The 21,138-nt window shown below is 53.8% G+C and carries 16 protein-coding genes and 1 pseudogene; 9 read left to right on the forward strand and 8 right to left on the reverse strand.

Features of this window, described 5'->3' with window-relative positions:
- Nucleotides 1-30: 30 nt before the first annotated feature.
- Together LN244_RS07215 and LN244_RS07220 are read right to left on the reverse strand one after the other, a co-directional pair.
- Nucleotides 31-1,095 (reverse strand): DUF3080 family protein, encoded by a 1,065-nt coding sequence (locus tag LN244_RS07215; protein WP_239042167.1) that lies wholly within the window; start codon nt 1,093-1,095, stop codon nt 31-33.
- Nucleotides 1,049-2,431 carry an MATE family efflux transporter gene (locus tag LN244_RS07220; RefSeq protein ID WP_408904457.1) on the reverse strand — a complete coding sequence of 461 codons (1,383 nt, stop codon included), beginning with the start codon at nt 2,429-2,431 and terminating at the stop codon, nt 1,049-1,051. Before LN244_RS07220 ends, LN244_RS07215 begins: the two co-directional genes overlap by 47 nt.
- A gap of 185 nt (nt 2,432-2,616) precedes the next feature.
- Here LN244_RS07220 and LN244_RS07225 point away from each other — a divergent pair, with 185 nt between their 5' ends.
- Entirely contained in the window at nt 2,617-4,068 is a 1,452-nt protein-coding gene (locus LN244_RS07225; RefSeq protein ID WP_239042169.1) for an NAD-dependent succinate-semialdehyde dehydrogenase, read from the forward strand.
- A gap of 61 nt (nt 4,069-4,129) precedes the next feature.
- On the opposite strand, the gene LN244_RS07230 is transcribed toward LN244_RS07225, so the two are convergent.
- Entirely contained in the window at nt 4,130-5,875 is a 1,746-nt protein-coding gene (locus tag LN244_RS07230; RefSeq protein WP_239042170.1) for a PHA/PHB synthase family protein, read from the reverse strand.
- 297 nt (nt 5,876-6,172) lie between these two features.
- Here LN244_RS07230 and LN244_RS07235 point away from each other — a divergent pair, with 297 nt between their 5' ends.
- Nucleotides 6,173-6,424, forward strand: a complete 252-nt coding sequence (locus LN244_RS07235; protein ID WP_239042171.1) for a glutaredoxin family protein — start codon at nt 6,173-6,175, stop codon at nt 6,422-6,424.
- Between the two features lie 9 nt (nt 6,425-6,433).
- On the opposite strand, the gene LN244_RS07240 is transcribed toward LN244_RS07235, so the two are convergent.
- On the reverse strand, nt 6,434-8,377 hold the full coding sequence (locus LN244_RS07240; protein ID WP_239042172.1) for a transglycosylase SLT domain-containing protein: 1,944 nt from the start codon (nt 8,375-8,377) through the stop codon (nt 6,434-6,436).
- Nucleotides 8,378-8,523: 146 nt separating this feature from the next.
- Here LN244_RS07240 and uup point away from each other — a divergent pair, with 146 nt between their 5' ends.
- On the forward strand, nt 8,524-10,410 hold the full coding sequence (gene uup, locus LN244_RS07245; RefSeq protein ID WP_239042173.1) for an ATP-binding cassette ATPase Uup: 1,887 nt from the start codon (nt 8,524-8,526) through the stop codon (nt 10,408-10,410).
- Here the strand turns inward: uup and LN244_RS07250 are convergent.
- Complete coding sequence (locus LN244_RS07250; protein ID WP_239042174.1) at nt 10,407-10,847, reverse strand: universal stress protein; 441 nt, start codon at nt 10,845-10,847, stop codon at nt 10,407-10,409. The genes uup and LN244_RS07250 overlap by 4 nt on opposite strands.
- Nucleotides 10,848-11,059: 212 nt before the next feature.
- Between LN244_RS07250 and LN244_RS07255 the strand changes: the two genes are divergently transcribed.
- On the forward strand, nt 11,060-11,566 hold the full coding sequence (locus LN244_RS07255) for a hypothetical protein (protein ID WP_239042175.1): 507 nt from the start codon (nt 11,060-11,062) through the stop codon (nt 11,564-11,566).
- 5 nt (nt 11,567-11,571) lie between these two features.
- Here the strand turns inward: LN244_RS07255 and LN244_RS07260 are convergent, their stop codons facing one another.
- Complete coding sequence (locus LN244_RS07260) at nt 11,572-12,288, reverse strand: DNA topoisomerase I (RefSeq protein WP_239042176.1); 717 nt, start codon at nt 12,286-12,288, stop codon at nt 11,572-11,574.
- Nucleotides 12,289-12,463: 175 nt separating this feature from the next.
- Here LN244_RS07260 and topA point away from each other — a divergent pair, with 175 nt between their 5' ends.
- Nucleotides 12,464-15,097: a type I DNA topoisomerase gene (topA, locus tag LN244_RS07265; protein ID WP_239042177.1), complete on the forward strand. Its 2,634-nt coding sequence runs from the start codon at nt 12,464-12,466 to the stop codon at nt 15,095-15,097.
- A 38-nt stretch (nt 15,098-15,135) separates the two neighbouring features.
- Entirely contained in the window at nt 15,136-15,663 is a 528-nt protein-coding gene (locus tag LN244_RS07270; protein ID WP_239042178.1) for a DUF6586 family protein, read from the forward strand.
- Between the two features lie 10 nt (nt 15,664-15,673).
- Here the strand turns inward: LN244_RS07270 and LN244_RS07275 are convergent, their stop codons facing one another.
- Nucleotides 15,674-16,096, reverse strand: coding sequence for a SulA-like leucine-rich domain-containing protein (locus LN244_RS07275; protein ID WP_239042179.1), 423 nt, complete (start codon nt 16,094-16,096; stop codon nt 15,674-15,676).
- Nucleotides 16,097-16,109: 13 nt separating this feature from the next.
- Complete coding sequence (gene lexA / locus LN244_RS07280; protein WP_239042180.1) at nt 16,110-16,721, reverse strand: transcriptional repressor LexA; 612 nt, start codon at nt 16,719-16,721, stop codon at nt 16,110-16,112.
- 124 nt (nt 16,722-16,845) lie between these two features.
- On the opposite strand from lexA, the gene dinG reads away from it, so the two are divergent.
- From dinG to LN244_RS07295, 3 genes and pseudogenes are all read left to right on the forward strand, one after another.
- Nucleotides 16,846-18,957: an ATP-dependent DNA helicase DinG gene (gene dinG, locus LN244_RS07285; protein ID WP_239042181.1), complete on the forward strand. Its 2,112-nt coding sequence runs from the start codon at nt 16,846-16,848 to the stop codon at nt 18,955-18,957.
- 5 nt (nt 18,958-18,962) lie between these two features.
- Nucleotides 18,963-20,288: pseudogene (gene rhlB / locus LN244_RS07290) on the forward strand (ATP-dependent RNA helicase RhlB); the annotation flags it as partial.
- Nucleotides 20,289-20,914: 626 nt separating this feature from the next.
- A complete protein-coding gene (locus LN244_RS07295) occupies nt 20,915-21,127 on the forward strand; it encodes a hypothetical protein (protein ID WP_239042182.1) in 213 nt (70 codons plus the stop codon).
- Nucleotides 21,128-21,138: the final 11 nt, after the last annotated feature.

Raw genomic sequence — 21,138 nt, forward strand, 5'->3', positions numbered from 1 at the left:
AGCTCATCATGGTCGAAAACAGGGCGTCACTCAACCCTCATTATTGACGCTGGGCATCATTCCGCACTGGCCCAGTAATTTTTGCCAAGCGCGTGTGTGGCGGTTGCGGGCTTGCAGATAGGTTTGCCAGGCACTTTCAGGCTGTTTGCCGAACAGTTGAACAAAATACTCTGCCGTTGGTGCGGTTGTGGGGAGCTGATTGACCAGTTTCAGCCACTGAGAGCGCCATTGCTGGCCTGTCCGATCAACTATGGACATCCAGGGTTGGAGTTGCCCGGCGTAATAGCGCTGGAATACATTGCGAATGATTTCTGCCTGGGGGGTCGGTTTGCGGTTGAAACAGATGGGGCGACGTTCAAGTCGCGCCTCGATGGCCTGTGCGGTCTGTTCCAGCGTTTGTGTCAACATTAAAAGACTGTGCAGCCAATCGGCGCCAAATTCAGAGCGGTAGAAGGTCTCGTAGCTGTTTTCCAGATCCTGAATCCAGTTTGGCTCATCCCAGTCGTCACGCTCAGACAGGGTTGCCAAGTGTTGAAATGGCTCAAAGGCTTGCATCAGTCCGTTAAAGTTGTCCAGAGCAAGTTGATTCAGAGGTTTCGCCTTGAGGGCAAAATGTTGGCTGATTTCGTCGGAATTGAAGATGGCATTGCTGATGACCAGTGGATAGTTGATCCGCTTGGACTCCTCGATCCGGTTCAGGCGATTGAGCAGGGCGAGTGTATCCTCATCCTTGTCTTCAATTTGCTCAAGGTCGAGGATGCACTGGCGGATGCGAGGGAGGAAGCGGGTCTCATAAATCAGGCGTTGCGAGGGTAAGGCCAGCTTGCCAAGCGATGTGTTGCGTTCGCCAATCAGCTCCATTAAACCACAGCGGCGAAAGTCCAGGACGTCCAACAGGCCTTCGTGAATTTCATCGACTGGCAGTGAGCGTTCTCGCTTGGGCGGAAACGGGGGCGGGAGCAGACTGAAGTTCAGTTGGTAGTCAGAGTCGATGGCATTGCCAACTCGATAAGCATAATCACGCAGCTTGTCTTCATGAACCTGGTCGCTACAGCCGCTGAGCACAATGATCAGAAGCAGCAGTATTGATCGCATGACGTGCTATCCGTATCAGGCGTGTTGTTAACAATACGGCACCGGCGCTGAGACCGATCAGCAGGCCGTACCAAAGACCGGCAGCGATCATGGCTGGGGCAATCAAGTCGGTAAAGCCGAGGATATATCCTGTCGGCAGGCCGATCAGCCAGTACGCGATGAACACCATGACAAGAGGAATGCTGGTGTCTTTATAGCCACGCAGAGCACCTGCTGCGCTGACCTGCAAGGCGTCTGAAAACTGGAAGACGGCAGCAATACTGATCAACGTTGTAGCCAGTAAAAGAATCGGTTCTTCACCCGTGTAGAGGCCGGCAATGTCTCGGGCCAGGAGCAGGGAAAGGCTGCAGCTGAACAGCGCAATGAACAAGGTAATCATAATGCCTGTGATGGCGGCATACCGGGCTGCTTCCGGCTTGTCGCTGCCCACCAGATGGCCAACCCTGATGGTAAGCGCCATTGCGATGCTTAAAGGAACCATGAAAATCATTCCGGTGTAGCTGATTGTGATCTGATTGGCGGCAATAACCACTTCGCCATGAGGCGCGAGAATCAGAGCCAGCACGCAGAACATGCTGGCTTCGATCAGGAGAGAGAAGCCGATCGGAATGCCTAGCTTCAACAGCTGCAGCAGCTGTTCCAGTTGCGGTGGTTGCCATTGGAGAAACAGGGACAGAGGCTTAAAGCGTGGACTTTTACAGAGGTAGAGGGTGCCGGCGATCATCATGATCCACATGACAATGGCTGTGGCATAACCGCAGCCCACGCCCCCCATGGCTGGAAGCCCCAGTTTGCCGAAAATCAGCACATAATTAAGGGGGATATTGCACAGTACACCCAGAAGCCCGATGCGCATGACCGGATGGGTTTTACCAAAGCCCTCGCAGTAACTGCGGATCACCTGATAGAACATGAACGCTGGAAATCCCCAGCTGATCGCATCCAGGTAATCCTGGGTCTTGGACTGAAGCTCGGGCTCAAGCTGAAGCAGCGACAGAATTGGGTCTGCAGAGCGTAAGAGACTTATCCCGATCAAGCCAAGTACTGCAGCAATCCAGAGTCCCTGGTGCAGGGGAAGGCGCGAGTCTGCTTCACGGTTGGCGCCGACCAGGTGAGCTACAATCGGTGTGGTTGCCATAAGAATGCCGGCCAGGGCCAGAAACAGGGGGAGCCAGAGGCTGCTGCCCAGTGCGATGGCGGCCAGATCCTCCGTGCCAGCACGTGCGGCCATGAGGGTATCAATAAAACCCATAGCATTCTGGGCCAGCTGAGCCACCATGATGGGCCAGCCCAAATGTAGCAGATAGCGGACCTCAGCGTTGCGTTTTTGACTCAAACCTAACACGGCGAGATATTATACTCTGGAGATAAGAATGGTGTTGGGAGGAAAAGCGCTACGCGCTTCCCTGCATCAGCTATGATGACGATTCACTCCGTGAACGCGGCCAAGCATATGCCGGTGTTCAGTCCAGTGCAATCCCGAGACGGTAACGGTGGTACCGATCAAGTTGGAGGTGATAGATGAAGCTCAAGGATAGCCGCTTGCTTCGCCAGCAGGCATATGTTGATGGTCGATGGGTCGATGCGCTCAGTGGTGAAACCTTCGCGGTCTGCAATCCGGCCACCGGTGAAGAGATTGTGCAGGTTCCATGGATGGCAGAAGCCGATGCCGCGGCGGCAGTTGAGGCTGCGGAGAGCGCGTTTGTTAAATGGCGCAAAACCACAGCCAAGGAGCGTGCAGTCATTTTGCGTTGCTGGTACGAGCTGATGCTCGATAACGCCGATGATTTGGCCTTGCTGATGACGCTTGAACAAGGCAAGCCATTGTCAGAAGCCAAGGGAGAGGTGATCTATGCCGCCAGCTTTATCGAGTGGTTCGCCGAAGAGGGTAAGCGTGCGTACGGAGAGATTGTGCCCAGCCACAAGCCTGATACCCGTATTCTGGTCAGTCGCGAGCCGGTCGGAGTTGTTGCGGCAATCACGCCGTGGAACTTTCCGTCTGCCATGATTACACGCAAGGCCGCACCCGCTTTGGCTGCCGGCTGTACCTTCATTTGCAAGCCGGCCGAGGATACGCCTCTGTCAGCACTGGCGCTGGCGGAACTGGCGGAGCGGGCCGGTGTGCCGGCAGGTGTGTTTAACATCATTACCGGTAATCCCAAGGCGTTGGGTGCGATACTTACGGGCAGTGAAAAGGTGCGCAAGCTTTCGTTTACCGGTTCGACCGGTGTCGGTAAGTTGTTGATGGCGCAGTGTGCCGATACCGTCAAGCGTGTTTCACTCGAGCTTGGCGGCAATGCACCATTTATCGTGTTTGATGATGCCGATCTGGATCGCGCACTTGATGGCGCCATGGCATCCAAGTACCGCAATACCGGACAAACCTGTGTGTGTACCAACCGTTTTCTGGTTCAGGCAGGCATCTATGACCGTTTTGTCGAAGGGCTGGCCGCCCGTACGGCGGCACTTAAGGTCGGTTCTGGCCTTGAGCCGGATGTGCAGCAGGGGCCGCTGATCAACCAGGCTGCTGTTGAAAAGATTCAGGCACATATCGATGATGCAGTTGCCAAGGGGGCCGAGGTGGTCTGTGGTGGCAAACCTCATGAGCTGGGGCGCACCTGGTTTGAGCCGACTGTGCTCAAAAACGTCACGACGGATATGTGTGTGGCACGTGAGGAAACCTTTGGGCCCTTGGCTCCGATTTTTAAATTCACCGATGAAACCGAGGCCATCGCCATGGCCAATGCGACCGAGTATGGTCTGGCTGCGTACTTCTACAGTCGTGATCTTGGGCGTTGCTGGCGCGTGGCTGAAGGTCTGGAATATGGCATGGTCGGTATCAATGAAGGCGTGATCTCGACCGAGCTTGCGCCTTTTGGTGGCATCAAGGCTTCCGGCTTGGGTCGGGAGGGTGCGCGTCAGGGACTGGAAGAGTATCTGGAGTATAAGTACATGTTGATGGGCGGGTTATAGGGACGTCATCGTTTAAAAAAACGGGGCCTCATGGCCCCGTTTTACTTGCGGTAGTTAGCGCTTAATCGAGTCGGTTGCGCACGTAACTGCCAGGGGCAGCTTCAATGACCTGGTAGTGATCATTGCCATATTCGGCTGGTGCAGGCACTTTCTTGCCGGCGCGACGGCGCAGCCAGTCGCTCCAGTGGTTCCACCAGGAGCCCTCTTGGCGTTCAGCGGACTCGAGCCAGGCATCCGGGCCCTTGCCCATTTCGCCCTTGATCCAGAAGTTGCGACGGTTTTTCTTGGCCGGGTTGATGACCCCGGCAACGTGGCCGCTGGCGCCAAGTACGAATTCCACTGTGCCGCCAAGCAGATCCGTTGCCTTGAAGGTGCCTTTCCAGGGGGCAATGTGATCTTCCATTGTCGACAGGAAGTAGCAGGGTGTTTTGACCCGGCGGAGATCGATCGGCTCGCCACAGATGGTCAGCGCATCCGGCTGGATCAACTTGTTTTCCAGGTACATGCGGTTGATGTAGAAAGTATACATCTCGGCAGGCAGGTTGGTTGGATCGCTGTTCCAGTAGAGGATGTCGAAAGGTGGGGGTGTCTGACCCTTGAGGTAGTTGTTCACCACGTAAGACCAGATCAAGTCATTGGAGCGCAGCATGTTGAACGAAGTGGCCAGCTCGCGACCGTGCAGTATGCCTTCGTTCTGGACCTTGGACTCCAGGTGTTTGACCTGATACTGATCGATATAAACGCACAGGTCGCCCGGATCGCTGAAGTCGATTAATGTGGTCAGGAAGGTACAGCTGCCAACGGAATTGTCCTTCCGGTTGGCCAGGACAGCCAGAGCAGACGCCGTCAGTGTGCCGCCAACACACCAGGACACCAGATTCAGTTTTTCCTGTTGGCTGATGTCCTTGGCAACCTCGATGGCTTTCAGGATGCCATCACCGACATAGTCATCCCAGCTGAGGTTGCGCTGTTCCGGTGAGGGGTTGGTCCATGAAATCAGGTAAACATCCTGTCCCTGCTCAAGGCAGTAGCGGACAAAAGAGTTGTCAGGTTGAAGATCCAGAATATAGAACTTGTTGATGCTGGGAGGAATGATCAACGTCGGGCGTTCATAGGTCTGTTCGGTCAGCGGTTTGTAGTGAATCAGCTGGAAAATGGGGTTCTGATATACGACTGCACCCTCAGTCGTGGCCAGATTGGTGCCCAGTTCAAACGCATCCTCGTCGGTCATCGAGATGCGGCCCTTGTCGATATCACTTAGCAGGTTCTTGAGTCCATCAACCAGACTGGCGCCTTTGGTCTCGAGAGCTTGCTGCAGCACTTCAGGGTTGGTGACGGCGAAGTTGGTCGGTGACAGCGCATCAACATACTGCTGCGTATAGAACTCAAGCTTCTGCTGTTCCTGGGGAGACAGTTTGGCGTTATGAGCCATCTCCATCAGCATGCGTGATGTGAGCAGGTAGGACTGCTTGATGTAATCGAAAACAGGATTCTTTGACCACTCTTCAGCCTTGAACCGGCGGTCGCCGGGAGGCGGCTCAGCAACCGGGTTCTCGCTGGTGTTGCCGCTAAGCAGGTTACGCCAAAGATTGAACTGCGCTTGCTGATAGTCGGCGATGGCACGGATCCAGACTGTTGGGTCCTCCAGTGAGCGCGTGGCCAGCTCAGTCCAGGATTGTGTGAATTGGCGCAGGATGTCGTCTCCACCTGTGGCAGAGAACATCTCCAGCACCTTGCTGGTTTCTCGATTTACGTAGTTGATGAATTCCTGAGGGTCCGTTGCGATATTGCCGTTTGTATCCGTCATAAATGCCTGCTTCCAATCTGCTGTTCTGGACATCAATACCGGCGAATACTCGGCTGCCGGTTGCTACGGGCTGATGGCACGTCACTACCTGTTGAGCATGTAGCGGTGTTACCACATGGCGACTCCGATGGCGGAGTCGTGGCAAGTCAGCTCAACTATTACAATACTCTTGAGTCTCGAATAGGCAACCCTAACGATCATATGTTGCAATTTTTTGTATGTGTCCGTCTCAGGTTGGATTGCTGCAGGTGCGGTAATCAGTAAGAATGGCAGACTGAGTTCATTAGGAGTTTCGGTGTGCTGTATTTGGATTTGATGACGACCGAGGGGTGTCATCTATGTGAAGACGCGATTGCAGTGCTGCAGCAGGTGCTGGTAGCAGGCCAGGCAGAGGTCGACCTGGTCGATATTGTATATGAGCCAAAATTGATGGAGCTATATGCCGAGCGAATTCCTGTTCTGGTTGATCGTGGGACTGGGCAGGAACTGGGGTGGCCGTTCGAGGCTCAGCAGTTGCGACAGTTCATAGACGCGTTGCCACACTGCTGAGCCTGATGGTCAGTCTTTACTGTTCAAGGCCAGGGTCGAGAACTCCTGTTCACTGAACAGGGTTACATTTTGGTCGTTCAAGCGTTCGTAGATGACTCTGAAAGACAGCACGTTCTGTACATAATTCCGTGTTTCATCGAAAGGTATGGTTTCGATCCAGATATCCAGAGGCAGCTTGCCGCGAGCGTCCAGCCACTGGCTTACCCTTCCTGGGCCAGCATTGTAAGCCGCCGTGGCATACACCTTATTGCCATTGAAACGCTCAAAAACTTCACTCAGGTAAGCTGTGCCCAGCTGGATGTTGGTGTTTGGTTCACTCAAGTCTGAGAGTCCCCCTAAGGTAATGCCGTGGCGTCTGGCGGTTGCACGAGCAGTTGCTGGCATCAATTGCATCAGGCCGCGTGCGCCCACGCGAGATTTGGCGCCCATCCAGAAGGCGCTTTCCTGGCGTGTAATTGCCAGTGCCCAGGACGGCGAGATATCACGATTGCTGGCATGGAGCTGAAACAGTTCGGGATAGGGGTTGGGGAACCTCAATGTCATGTCATCCCACTGGCGGCTACTGATCGCGCCTCTGATGCCTTGATGATGCCATCCCCAGCGATTGACCAGGTGAGCTGCAAGGTGGATCTGTTCTGGGCTCATCTCGGCTGTTGCCAGGTTCCATTCGGAACGTGCATCCGAGAAACGCTCCAAAGCCAGTAATTCTCGGATGCGAGTGAACGCGGGAGTGGTGGACAGGGCCTCAAGCTGGTTGCTGTCCAGCTGGGCTGGCTGATTATTCAGAGAATATTCACGTCCCAAAATTTGGGCTGCCATGAATCCATAGAAACTGCGTTCTTGTGCCAGTGTGGCCAGAAGGGCGGTGTTCTCTTGTCCAACGGCCTGCTGGGCGATCGCTTTCCAGTACCGCCAGCGATCCGACTGGCGCTCACTTTCCGGTAGTTTAGCGATCAGGTAAAGCACCTCATCCCACTTCTTTTCGCTCAACGCCAAACGGATACGCCAGCCGGTCAATTCCGAGTGTTCATGTTTTGGATCCAGCTCGGCCAGCAGGTTTTGACCTTCAGTATTCGGGAAACGTTTCGCGAACCAGACACCCAAATAGTTGGTTAATTCGGCCTGTTTTTCCGGACTGAACTCAAAGCGTGAACGTTCGCGTATCCAGAGCCTCAGTGCCGCCTCAAGGTCCTGTCGTGCCAGCCGCTTGACGACCATTTCCAACAGTACGGGAGCACTGTCAGCACCCGGTTTCAGCCTGTCGGGTTCGCTCAGGAGCAGTCCTGGGTTCTGATAAAGAGACAGGATTCGGTCAGCTTCAGCCAGATCTGCAGGATCAGTAATGAAGCGTTTGACATAGGTAGACAGGCCAGAGCGTCCGCTTATCAGTGCGGCCCTGTAACGTTGTAGAGCATCAGAGGAGCGAAAGTTTTCGGATTGAAGCCAGGCATCGAACAGAGGATCACACAGGTCGGGCTGAGAGTGGCCCACTGTCCATAATTCTCTGGCTTCATTCCAGGCTGCTGTCAATCTGTCCTGTTCAAGCAGAGACCGACCATTAAGGCACCGGAGTTCAGTGCTGGGACGCTGGATTTGCTGCCAGGCGGAATCAAAGGCATCCCAATGGCCCTGTTCGCCAGTGTGACGAGCCCAGGCAAACAGTATACGACCATGCAGGGGAGTGTCAGCATTACGTTCAAGGAAGTCGTTAATGATCTCGGGGGACTGGCTATCCAGAGAAGCACTCAACAGACGGTATTCCAGGTAGGGATACAACGGATATGCCGATAATAACTGGTGTGTGGACTCGCTGATATTCCCCGGAGCGGTAACAGCTGTGGAGTAATGTTCAACAAAGCTTTGACGGAGTGGATGTTGATCTTTTGAATCAGCGGCCTGGACCTGGGCTGTCACCAGAGCGCCAATCAGTATCATGCGGCAAGGCTTAATCATCGGGTCCTCTCGGGTTGCCTGGGGGAGCATTAACGGCAGTGTATATCGAGTTGGTTGGGAAAATCACCTCAGCCAAGGGTTTTCAGTGTTAAACACAATTTCAGGTACACTAGCGGCTGATATTACATGACAGGGTGCAAGTCTTTATGCCGTTGGTGAAGTTTGAGGGTGTTTCGGTCAGTTTCAGCGCGGCGCCGCTGCTGGATAATGTTGATTTCCAAATCGACCCGGGTGAGCGGATCGCTCTGGTAGGCCTGAATGGTGCAGGCAAGTCGACATTGATGAAGCTGGTTTCGGGCGAAATTCATGCCGATCATGGGACTGTATGGCAGGACCCGGCTATTCGTGTAGCCAAGTTGCCGCAGATGCTGCCGGCGGCTGATGAGCGCCGTGTGTACGATGTGGTTGCGGAAGGGCTTGCAGATGTAGTGGCGTTTCGGGAAGCCTACGACCAATTGTCACATCAGACTGATGCGGCATCGCTGCAGAAGCTGGAGCGACTCCAGCACCAGTTGGAAGCTCGGGATGGATGGCATCTGGAACAGCAGGTACAGACAGTGCTGGACCGCCTGGGATTGGATGCCGATACCCGAATGGCCGAACTTTCTGGTGGCTGGCGCCGACGTGCTGCACTTGGCGCGGCCCTGGTGCAGAAGCCGGATCTGCTGCTGCTGGACGAGCCGACCAACCATCTTGATATCGAAACCATTGAATGGCTGGAGCAGATGATGCTCGATTTTCGAGGTTCCATTCTGTTCGTATCCCATGACCGCGCCCTGGTTGAGAAGCTTGCGACACGAATCGTTGAGCTTGATCGCGGTAACCTGACCAGTTTCCCGGGCAGTTATAATCGTTACCTTGAGCTGAAGCAGCAGTTGTTGGAAGAGGAGGAGCGTCAGAACGCCGAATTTGACAAGAAACTGGCTCAGGAGGAGCGATGGATTCGTCAGGGAATCAAGGCCCGTCGCACGCGTAACGAAGGACGTGTGCGCGCTCTGGAGCAGATGCGACGCGAACGTTCACAGCGGCGCGAGCGTCAGTCCAGTGCCAGCTTCGGCCTGGAAGAGGCGCAAAAGTCGGGCAAACTGGTTGCCGAGCTTGAACAGGTTTACATGTCTTACGAAGGCAAGCCGTTGCTGCAGAACTTCTCCATGAAAGTGCAGCGAGGGGATCGTATTGGTCTTATCGGGCCCAATGGCAGTGGTAAAAGTACCTTGCTTAAGATCATTCTGGGGCAGTTGCAACCGGATGAAGGCAGCGTGCGACTGGGTACCAAGCTCGAGGTGGCTTATTTCGATCAGCTGAGAGGGCAGTTGGATCCCGAAAAAAGCGTGATCGATAACGTGTCTGGCGGGCGTGAAAGCATCGAGATAAACGGCCAGAACAAGCACATCATTGGTTACCTTCAGGATTTTCTGTTCAGTCCTGAGCGCGCCAGGACGCCCGTGAAGGCGCTGTCCGGTGGCGAGTGTAACCGTCTGTTGCTGGCACGCCTGTTCAGTCAGCCGGCGAACGTGCTGGTTCTGGATGAGCCGACCAACGACCTGGATATTGAAACCCTTGAATTACTGGAAGAAATTCTGCTGAATTTCGATGGTACTATCCTGCTTGTCAGTCATGATCGACGCTTCCTTGACAATGTTGTGACCAGCTCGGTTGTCTTTGAAGGGAAAGGGCAGGTGCGCGAATATGTGGGTGGCTACCAGGACTGGTTACGTCAACGTCCAGTCAAAAAGGTATCAACTGCCGAACAGAAAGCCGAGAGCAAGGCAGCTGAAAACAAGCCGGTTAAGAAGCAGAACAAGAAGCTCAGCTATAAGCTGCAGCGTGAGCTGGATCAGCTGCCTGCTCAGCTGGAAGATGCTGAGCAGGCGCTGGAAGCGTTGCAGACGGTGGTAGCGTCACCCGATTTCTATAGCGGTGATCACGCCAAGGTAGCAGACACGCTGGCCAAACTGCATGAGCAAGAGCAGCAGCTGGAGCAGCTGATGGAGCGCTGGGTGGAGCTGGAGGCGATGCAGGAGGGGGATTAACCCTCCTCTTTCACCCGGATGGCCAGCACGTCACACTTGGCTCCGTGGAGTACTCCGTTTGCGGTGGAGCCGAGAAGCAGGGCCAAACCATGACGACCGTGACTGCCTACGATCACCAGGTCAGTACCCAGCTCTTCCGCTGCTCGATGAATTTCCGTTTCGGTGTGTCCGGTGACAATGATTTTCTTGTTGACCGGATAGCCAATGGTTTCAGCATACTGGTCCAGTTTGCTGCGGGCATGCTCATCGAGCTGTTCCTGAATGGTGGTAAGGTCCATTGGAACATCGCCGCCATAGGCAAAACTGAGCGGCTCCACGACGTGGATCAGGTTTAACTCGGCCCCGAATGCTTGCGCCATCTGGGCTGTTTTGGATGCCAGTTGAGCTGATTCCTCTGACAGATCCAAAGCGAGCAGAATGCGGGTGTAAATACTCATGCGCTTAATCCTTCCGTTGGGCTGCATGTTGCAACCGTTCGACTGGGTGTTCTTCCAGCAGAATAGCATCAAGCATGGTGGGAGTCCCCCGTTCAGATCAAGAAACACTATCGGAGTCTTAAGGCCTACTGTTGCCTGCCTGTCAGGACGGTTATGATCCGGGACGAAACGAAGCGGCTGTAAAACAGCCAGTTTGGAGGCGCAAAGTACAAATGAAGTGGCTGATTATTGGCTTTATTCTGGCATCCCTGATTGGGTCTGTCATGTGGGTGATGCCCAGTCCGCGTCAGCGTTATCAGGCGCAGCTGCGTATGCGTGCGCGTCAAATGGGTATTCAAGTCCAATTGGCTCGCATCACGCTGCCGCGCGCCAAGGGTGAAGTGGAGCAGGAGACGGTGAGCGTACCCGCCTACCGTTTCATTCGTGACAATCTGGAGCGCGTTGAGCGTGATAACTGGCCCAGTTGGGAAGTGCATCGATTAGAGACCATCGACAACGAGGGATTGCCGGCAGGCTGGAGTTGGCTCAAGGGGCAGGGGCGCTTGTCCAGTGAGGCGAAGGTTCAGCTGGTTGCGCTGCTGGAAGCGCTTCCGGAAGATGTGGTGGGTGTAGAGTCCACCCCGCTGCATCTGTCACTCTACTGGCACGAAAAGGGAGAGGCTGATCGTATCGATCAGTTGCAGTCGCTGGTGAAGCCGTTGCTGGCGAACAAGATCTAAGATGCTCAGGACGACTCGTTCAGGTAGTCGTCCAGTGACTCTGCCAAAGCACCGGCGCCAAGGTTGCGTTTGGGTTGCAGTTGATCAATTGCGGCTTGCAGTTCGTCCAGCTTCGGCTGTTTCTGGCGCTGAGGTGCCGTAGCTCGTACCAGCACAGCCTTGGCATGTTTGAGGTGACTGAGTGCGGTGTGCTTGTCGCCCATCTCCATTAGACGATTGGCCTGATGATGGTGAGCGTCAGCGACCAGAGAGACATTCAGCCAGTACAGTTCCTGTTGGTAGGTTCGTGCCAGTTGGCCGGTCATTTTGCCACCCTTGGCCATCTGGATGATCAGTTTTTCAGCGAAATTGATGTAGATCTGGGCTCGCTTGACAGCTCGGTCGCTGTTGAAGCGCGATTTGTCCGGGCGGCTGCGGTCGCTGGTTTCCTTAAGGTCACTGATTTGCGTCATGAGTTCGGAGTCAGGTGCCAGAAGACTGATCTCTTCTATCAAAGCCATGGCGTGCTGGTTAAGCTTGTCCACGATGTCCTGTCGACAGCCGCTTTCCTTCAGTATCGCCAGGGCATTCAAAGTGTGTTCTGCCTGGGTCTTGAGCCAATTCAAGCGCTCATGGCGCTTTTCCGACGCCTGCTCTCGAGTGGTTATGACATAATTTACCACCAGAGCCAGTATGCCGACGCCTGAAAGCATGATTACAAGATACAGGTTGTCTCCAAGCATGTGGTTTGGCACTCTGAAAAAAGAACTAATTTACATCAGATACCGGGCAGAATGTAAGCGATAAGCCTGTTCATCGATTTTGTCTTGACTAAGAGTTCGCTTGACGCTGAGAGCACCACACCTTATATATGCTCGCAGTTTATGAGTTGCCCGTCGTAAAAAGGATCCGTATCTCATGGGAAAAACCCTTGTCATTGTCGAATCACCGGCAAAGGCCAAAACGATCAACAAGTATCTGGGCAGCCAGTATGTGGTCAAATCCAGTGTCGGCCATATTCGCGACCTGCCGACCAGCGGTAGTGCCAGCAAGAGTGATCCCAAGGAGCGTGCCCGGCAGGCAGCCTTGACGCGCAAAATGTCACCGGATGAAAAAGCCGAATATAAGAAGAAGAAAGCACACCAGCAGCTAATTGCTCGCATGGGTGTTGATCCTGATCATGACTGGGAAGCTCATTATGAAATTCTTCCCGGAAAGGAAAAGGTCGTAGAAGAGCTGAGAAAGCTTGCCAAGAACGCCGACGCCATTTATCTCGCAACGGATTTGGACCGTGAAGGGGAGGCGATTGCCTGGCATTTGCGTGAAGCCATCGGTGGAGATGACAATCGTTACCGCCGCGTTGTATTCAATGAGATTACCAAAAAGGCCATTCAGCAATCATTTGAAGAGCCGGGTGATCTGGATCTGAATCGTGTCAATGCACAGCAGGCGCGACGTTTCCTGGATCGAATTGTGGGCTACATGCTGTCACCTCTGTTGTGGGAGAAAATTGCCCGTGGCCTTTCTGCGGGTCGGGTGCAGTCGGTAGCAGTAAAGCTGATCGTCGAACGTGAGCGTGAAATTCGAGCGTTTATTCCCGAAGAGTACTGGGAGGTCCATGCAGATACCCAGACAGCGGGTAATGATTCGCTTCGTCTTCAGGTCAGCAAGTACGAGGGCAAGGCCTTCCGGCCGCTGAATGCAGAGGAAACTGAAGGCCATTTGGCGCGCCTCAGAGCCGGTACCATGCTGGTGGACAAGCGCGAGGATCGGCCAACCAGCAGCAAGCCTTCTGCGCCTTTCATTACTTCGACATTACAGCAGGCAGCCAGCACTCGTCTGAGCTTTGGCGTCAAGAAGACCATGATGCTGGCGCAGCGTTTGTATGAAGCAGGCTACATCACGTATATGCGTACAGACTCAACCAACCTGAGTGCTGAAGCGGTAGCCGCTTGCCGTGATTACATCCTGGAACATTACGGTCAAGACTACCTTCCCGAGCAGCCTTTAAGCTACACCAGCAAGGAAGGCGCTCAGGAAGCACATGAAGCGATTCGTCCTTCCGATGTGGCTCTAACAGTAGATCAGTTGAAGGGAATGGAGCCTGACGCACAGCGTCTCTATGACCTGATTCGTCGTCAGTTCATGGCGTGCCAGATGACACCGGCGCTCTATACCAGTACCCGTATTCATGTGACCTGTGGTGATTACGAATTGACCACCAAGGGGCGCATCCTGCGTTTTGATGGTTATACCCGCGCATTGCCGCCGAAGGGGCGCAGCGATGAAGACATCATCTTGCCAGACATTCAGCAGGGTGAATCCCTGTCGGTGGTGGAATTCGAGCCCAAGCAGCACTTCACCAAGCCGGCGCCCCGGTATACCGAGGCCAGTCTGGTCAAGGAGCTTGAAAAGCGTGGTATAGGTCGTCCGTCCACCTATGCATCGATCATTTCCACGATTCAGGATCGTGGCTATGTTCAGGTCCAGGGGCGTCGATTCTATGCCTGCAAGATGGGCGATATTGTCACCGAGCGTCTGAATGAGAATTTTTCGGATCTGATGGATTTCAGTTTCACGGCGCGTATGGAGCAGAAGCTTGATGAAGTGGCTCAGGGTGATATCGACTGGAAGCGACTTCTGAACGACTTCTATCAGGGCTTTACCCATAAGCTGAGTGAGGCGCAGGGCGATGAGCATGGGATGCGACCGAATACGCCAACTCCGACCGATATTGCCTGCCCTGAATGCGGCCGTCAGATGATGATCCGTACTGCCAGCACAGGTGTGTTCCTGGGTTGCTCGGGCTACAACCTGCCGCCTAAGGAACGCTGCAAGTCCACCATCAACCTGATTCCCGGGGATGAAGTGGTTAGCGTCGACGGTGATGATGAGGAAGAGTCCCGTATCCTCCGCAACAAACACCGATGCAAGCTCTGTGATGCGGCGATGGATTCCTACCTGATCGATGAGAAACGAAAACTGCATGTGTGTGGTAACAACCCTGACTGCAGTGGTTTCGAAGTGGAAGAGGGCAGTTACAGAATCAAGGGATACGATGGCCCCAGTATTGAGTGTGACAAATGCGGTTCCGAGATGCAGCTCAAAACAGGTCGTTTCGGCAAGTTCTTCGGTTGCACCAACAGTGAATGTAAAAACACCCGTAAGTTGTTGAAGAATGGCGAGCCGGCACCTCCCAAGATGGATCCTGTGCTGATGCCGGAACTGAAATGCCAGAAGGTGGATGATACCTACGTGCTTCGTGACGGTGCCAGTGGTCTCTTTCTGGCGGCAAGCCAGTTCCCCAAGATGCGCGAAACACGTGCGCCTCTGGTTAAGGAATTGATTCCACACAGGGACGAAATTGATCCCAAGTATGCTTACTTGATGGATGCGCCTCAGCAGGACCCTGAAGGTAATCCTGCTGTGATACGCTTCAGTCGCAAGACCAAGGAACAGTATGTTATGACTGAAGTGGAAGGTAAGGCGACGGGCTGGAAGGCTTTTTATCGCGATGGACGCTGGCAGGAGGAGCAGGGCAGCAAGCGCTGACCTGTCCATCAAACAGGGATTTAGCAAGAGCAGCAACGATGAGTGATGTTTACGCAGTTCGTACCAATCAGAAATTGAATTTTGCCCGCTTGCATATCAAGGCACTGGTGCAGGCACAGGAAACTCCGCAGTGGAGTCAGCATCCGCGTATTGAGTCCTACCATGAGTCAGTGCTTTTTTTTATGGCCAGTGGTTATGCTTCGCTGCTACGTGAGATTGCAGAAAACTACAAGCTCGATCCGGCCTCGATTTATCGATTTGAAGATCTGATCGACCAGCTTGAAAAAACCGGGCAAGAATCACCCGAGGCCAATGAGCTGGCTAACCTGGAGGCTGATCCTGCTAGTTGGCTGCACAAGGTGCTGAAGGCCTATCAGGCCTGTTGGGACGCAGCGGATCATACGTCGCAAACGACAGCCAAGGATGCGAGTGTTTCCGAAATTCATGTATTGCAGATCAATCCTGACCATGCAGAAGATCGTGATGTGCTCGCCGAGTATAACGACTGGCTACAGGCATTCCGTGATTTGCTGGAACGCCTGCGTGCCAATATGCAGGAGTGGTGACGGATTCTGCTCAGTGCCGCACCAGGATGGCCTGAGCATTACCGCAGCTGGCGGCCAGGTACAGCTGTTGTAATGGCAGCGATCGTCCGGATTCATGCCACGCGATCACCGTGTGAGAGGTGCCTGCTGACAATGCCTGTTGGCACAGACGAATGGTGTCGTGTTTGTTGTCTCGGCTGTGCAGGGACAGGATATGGCTGGTGATCGCGCCAGCTTGAGTCAGAAGTTTCCTGCTGAGATCGGCAGGAGGGTTGATCAGTGTCAGCCAGCGATTGTCACGGCTCAATTGAGAGATCATCGGCAACAAGACCGGGTGCAGTGAAACTCGGCTGTTATGCAGCAGAATTTCAGTGACGCGACTCGTTTCGAGCATGTCGCTCTCATGGAGCTGCGTGGTGTTGCTTGTAACGCGTGCATAATCAATGGCAGGCATGGCTCAACCTCGTTTAGTGACCTTGCCGAATGACACCTACACCCAGACCTTCGATAATCAATTCCTGTTCTGACAGGTCGACTTCGATTGGGGCAAAGTCCTCATTCTCAGCAATCAGAAATACCTTGTGGCCATCACGCTTGAAGCGCTTGACCGTCACATCGTCACCGATCCTTGCAACGACTATTTGACCATCCCGTGCGTCAGGAGTCTGATGAACGGCAAGCAGGTCGCCATCCATAATGCCGATATTCTTCATGCTCATTCCCTTTACCCTGAGCAGGTAGTCTGCACGTGGGCGGAAGAAGTCGGCTGAAATGGTGCATTGATCCTCAACATGCTCTTGGGCAAGGATGGGTTCCCCTGCGGCGACCTGGCCAATAATCGGCAGGCTTTCGGAGCCAGTGGCATCATCATTTTCCGGCAAGCGGATGCCGCGCGAAGTGCCTTTGGTGAGTTCGATCGCGCCCTTGCGTGCGAGAGCCTTCAAATGCTCTTCAGCAGCATTGGCTGATCGGAAACCCAATTCCCGTGCTATGTCGGCGCGGGTTGGCGGATACCCGGTTGAGTCTATGTAGTGCTTAATGCACTCCAGTACTTCAGTTTGTCGTTTAGTCAGTTTCATAGCGGCCGTCACTCAATCGATTTACTGTGATTTTATACAGTAAGTGTAATAGGTCAAGCGTTATCTGTTTAAATATCCAGTATCTTGGTAAAATTGTGTGACTGAATTTCAATGGGGATAGATCGTGCTGAGTGACGATCAGAAACGGGAGATACAAGAGGCCTATAGCCGCTTCCTCAAAAGCAGAGGGCTAAAGGCGCGTCCCGCTCAAAAGCAGATGGTGGCGGCTGTTGCGCGCACGTTGGCGAAAGCTGATTCGGCCGCTGCGCAAGCAGAAGCAGGCCCGGTCGTTGGCGTGGTTGAGGCGGGTACCGGCACCGGAAAAACCATAGCTTACCTGCTGGCGGCAATCCCTTTGGCACGAGCCAAGGAGTGTCGACTGGTTCTGTCGACAGCCACAGTGGCTTTGCAGGAGCAGTTGATCAACAAGGATCTTCCCGAAGTCGAAGAACATGCAGGTCTGGCAATGAAGTACCGTCTTGCCAAGGGACGGGGGCGCTACCTCTGCCTTAACAAGGTTGAAAGTTTGCTCGAACAGCAGGGCTTGCTGGGCCAGATGGCGTTGTATGAAGATGAAGCTGCACAACAACTTGAGCCCGAGGTGCTCAATCGTTATCAATCATTGATGGATGAGTATGCGGTCGGTCGTTGGGATGGGGATCGAGACGCACTCAGCGAGGAAGTTGATGACCAAATCTGGCAGCCGTTGACCAGCGATCATATGCAGTGCAGCAATCGCCGTTGTCTGAATTTCAGTGCTTGTCCATTCTATCGTGCACGTGATCGTCTCGAAGAAGCGGATGTGATTGTTGCCAATCATGATCTGGTTTTGGCTGACTTGGCGCTGGGTGGGGGCGCTATCCTTCCGGAGCCTGAGAAAACCATCTACATCTTCGATGAGGGTCATCACCTTGCGGATAAGGCCAGCGGTCACTTTGCCTTTGGTGCGCGTCTTGAAAGCAGCCGTCGTATGTTGCGTTCAGCTCAGAAGCAGCTCGCTCAGCTGTTGCAGGACACAGGTTCGGCGGTTCAGTTGACTGGTCCTGTAGAGCGACTCCAACGGCCTTTTGAGGACATGAATATCGGGCTCGAGCAGTTGGAACTTTTGCTGCGACCTATGATGAATGAACATTCCAAGGATCGTTATCGATTTCCTGGAGGCAAGCTGCCGCACCCTTTGATTGAGCCCAGCGCAATGCTTGCACAGGCGGCTGATCGTGCGCAGCAGCATCTTGAGCAGATTGTTGATGTACTCAAGGAAGCGCTTGAAGGAAGTGTTGCCGATATACCGCGTGCTGCTGCTGAGCGTTGGTTTCCTCAACTGGGTACTCTGTGGGGAAGAGTGCAGCATATTGCCTGGCTAGCGCACAGTTATGCTCGTGAGGATGTGGAAGGTAAATCTCCAACCGCACGATGGATCAATCGGCATGAAACTCCCGCCGGTGATGATCTTGAACTGCGCAGCGCACCCGTATCAGCAGCCGACACGCTGTCGGATCATCTGTGGCGTGTGTGCCATGCCGCCGTACTCACCTCGGCGACGTTGACGGCGCTGGGACGTTTTGATCAGCTTTTTGCTTCTTTGGGTTTACCTGCGGACACGGATGCGATTCGCCTCGACAGTCCTTTTGACTATGCGAATAATGGTGTGCTTGAAGTGCCTCTTATGAAGACTGATCCTGGTCAGCCTGACGCGCATACAGATGAAGTGCTGGAGTTGCTTGAACGCGAGTTGCAGTCAGTCAAGGCAGGGCTGGTGCTGTTCAGTTCCTGGCGACAAATGCGATCGGTGCTTGAACGTCTGGATGAATCCATTAAAAATAGCGTGTTGGCGCAGGGAGAATACAGTAAACAGGAAACCCTGCGTCGTCATCGTGAGCGTATTGACGGTGGCGATCCCAGTATTATTTTCGGTTTGGCATCTTTTGCCGAGGGTGTTGACCTTCCGGGCAATTATCTGACCGATGTTTTTATTACCAAACTGCCGTTCAGTGTCCCGGATGATCCGGTCGATGCTACCATGGCAGAATGGATTGAAGCGCGCGGCGGCAACGCTTTCACCGACTGGACTGTCCCGGCGGCATCCATGCGCCTTACGCAGGCGGTGGGGCGTTTGTTGCGAACAGAGCAGGATCGTGGACGTGTTGTGCTATTGGATCGTCGAGTTGTCACAAGACGCTATGGCCGACAACTGTTAGACTCTCTGCCTCCGTTTCGGCGCGAAATCAACCGTTAATCTGAATGGATCCGATCTTGAGTACTGAAGACAAACAGACCACAGCTGCAGAGGGCTCTGAACTGAAGCCCAATTCCAATCGCCCGCGTCGTCGTCGTCGCTCACGCAAGCCGCGTGAAGCAGGCGGCCAGCAGGGCAGCTGGACACCGGTGATGTTCAAAGTGCCAGTTGTTGAGGGCAAACGCCGTTTTCACGACTTCGGCTTGCCTGACGTTCTGATGCATGCCATAGCGGACCTTGGATTTGAATACTGCACTCCTATTCAGGCGGCCACGATTCCTCATGCGTTGCAGGGACGTGACCTGATCGGCAAGGCGCAGACCGGAACCGGTAAAACGGCTGCTTTCCTGATCGGTATCATGACCGATCTGTTGGACTTTCCTCTTGAGGGCGATCGCAAACTCGGTGAGCCTCGCGCGCTGATCATTGCGCCGACGAGGGAGTTGGCTCTTCAGATCGCCGCCGATGCTGAAGGTCTTGGCAAATATACCGATCTGTCAGTGGTTTCCCTGGTGGGAGGGATGGATTATGAAAAGCAGCGCAAAGCGCTTGCTGACAAGCCGGTTGATATTCTGGTTGCGACACCAGGGCGTCTGATCGATTTTGTCCGCTCTAAGGAAGTGGACCTCTATCACGTTGAAGTATTGGTTCTGGATGAAGCTGACCGCATGCTGAGCATGGGTTTTATTCCGGACGTGCGTACCATTATCCGTCAAACCCCGCGTAAGGGGGCTGACCGTCAGACCCTGCTGTACAGCGCGACCTTTACCGATGATGTGATGCGACTCGCAGAGCAGTGGACTCTCGAGCCTGTGACCATAGAAATTGAATCTGAACACAAGACGACCGATAACGTGGCGCAAAAAGTCTTTCTTGTGTCCAGCAAGGAAAAATATCAGTTGCTGCGTAACTACCTGAGAGTCAACGGTATTGAGCGCGCCATTGTATTCGGTAATCGGCGTCATGAAACACGCGCCCTTGCCGAGCGGTTGAGCAAGGATGGTATCAAGGCTGCGCTCATGTCCGGTGAAATTCCCCAGAACAAGCGCCTCAAAACCCTTGAAGATTTCCGTAACGGCAAAATCGAGGTTTTGGTTGCGACGGATGTGGCAGGTCGCGGTATTCACATCGATGGCGTGACTCATGTGATCAACTATCAGCTTCCGGAAGATGCCGACGATTACGTGCATCGTATCGGTCGAACCGGGCGTGCAGGTCAGACAGGAACTTCAATCTGCTTTGCCTGTGAAGATGACTCCTTCCTGATACCTGAAATCGAACGGGAAACAGGCGTTAAGCTGGAGTGTATCCACCCGGATGGTGAGCTGTTGAAGCCACTGTCTGAAGTCGATCGTGACAAGGCCACCGAAGCGACTAAGCCCAGTGAAGCACAGGATGACGCAGCTGAGCCGGATCAATCACCTGAAGAAGAAAAGCAAGCTGAGGCGGCGCAGGAATCAGACGTCAAGCAGCAGGATGATCAGCTCGAAGACTCAACGCGCCAGTCTGACACGGCCCTGGAGGTCAGTGCCAGCCCAGCGGAAGAAGAGTCTGTTGAGCCTCGCAATGAGCTGCAGGCTGAAGATGTCCAGTTTGATGCTGGCCAGATGATGGTTGCACAGTCAGACGACGCGCCTGCTCCTGCGGTGAATAAGCAAGAGGCCGAGTCTGCTGTTGAAGTTGAAAAGACTGTTGAACCTGATGTTGTGGTTGCAGGATCATCCCCTGAACAGTCTGAACAGTCTGAACAGTCTGAACAGTCTGAACAGTCTGAACAGTCTGAACAGTCTGAACAGTCTGAACAGTCTGAACAGTCTGAACAGTCTGAACAGTCTGAACAGTCTGAACAGTCTGAACAGTCTGAACAGTCTGAACAGTCTGAACAGACTGAACAGACTGAACAGACTGAACAGACTGAAGATACAAAGCAGGCTGATGAGACCAACCGAGCAGAGAAATGAGCGATAAGCATAATCTGCGTCGTATCAGTACGGTGCTGGCAGTTATTGCCAGCGCCTTTTTTGCGGCGATTGCGATAGCTGGGTACCAGCGTACAGAAGACCTTGGCCAGTTGATGGTTTTCCTTGGGCTTTCCGTTTTCGCTTTTGCTGTAGTGAAGTTCCTGTTTTTTGGAATTGGTCGTTTGCTGGACAAGATCGATCAGTCCTGATGTGAGCCTGA

Origin of the sequence: Marinobacterium sediminicola, assembly GCF_022343685.1 — a bacterium.
GTDB classification, from domain to species: Bacteria; Pseudomonadota; Gammaproteobacteria; order Pseudomonadales; family Balneatricaceae; genus Marinobacterium; species Marinobacterium sediminicola.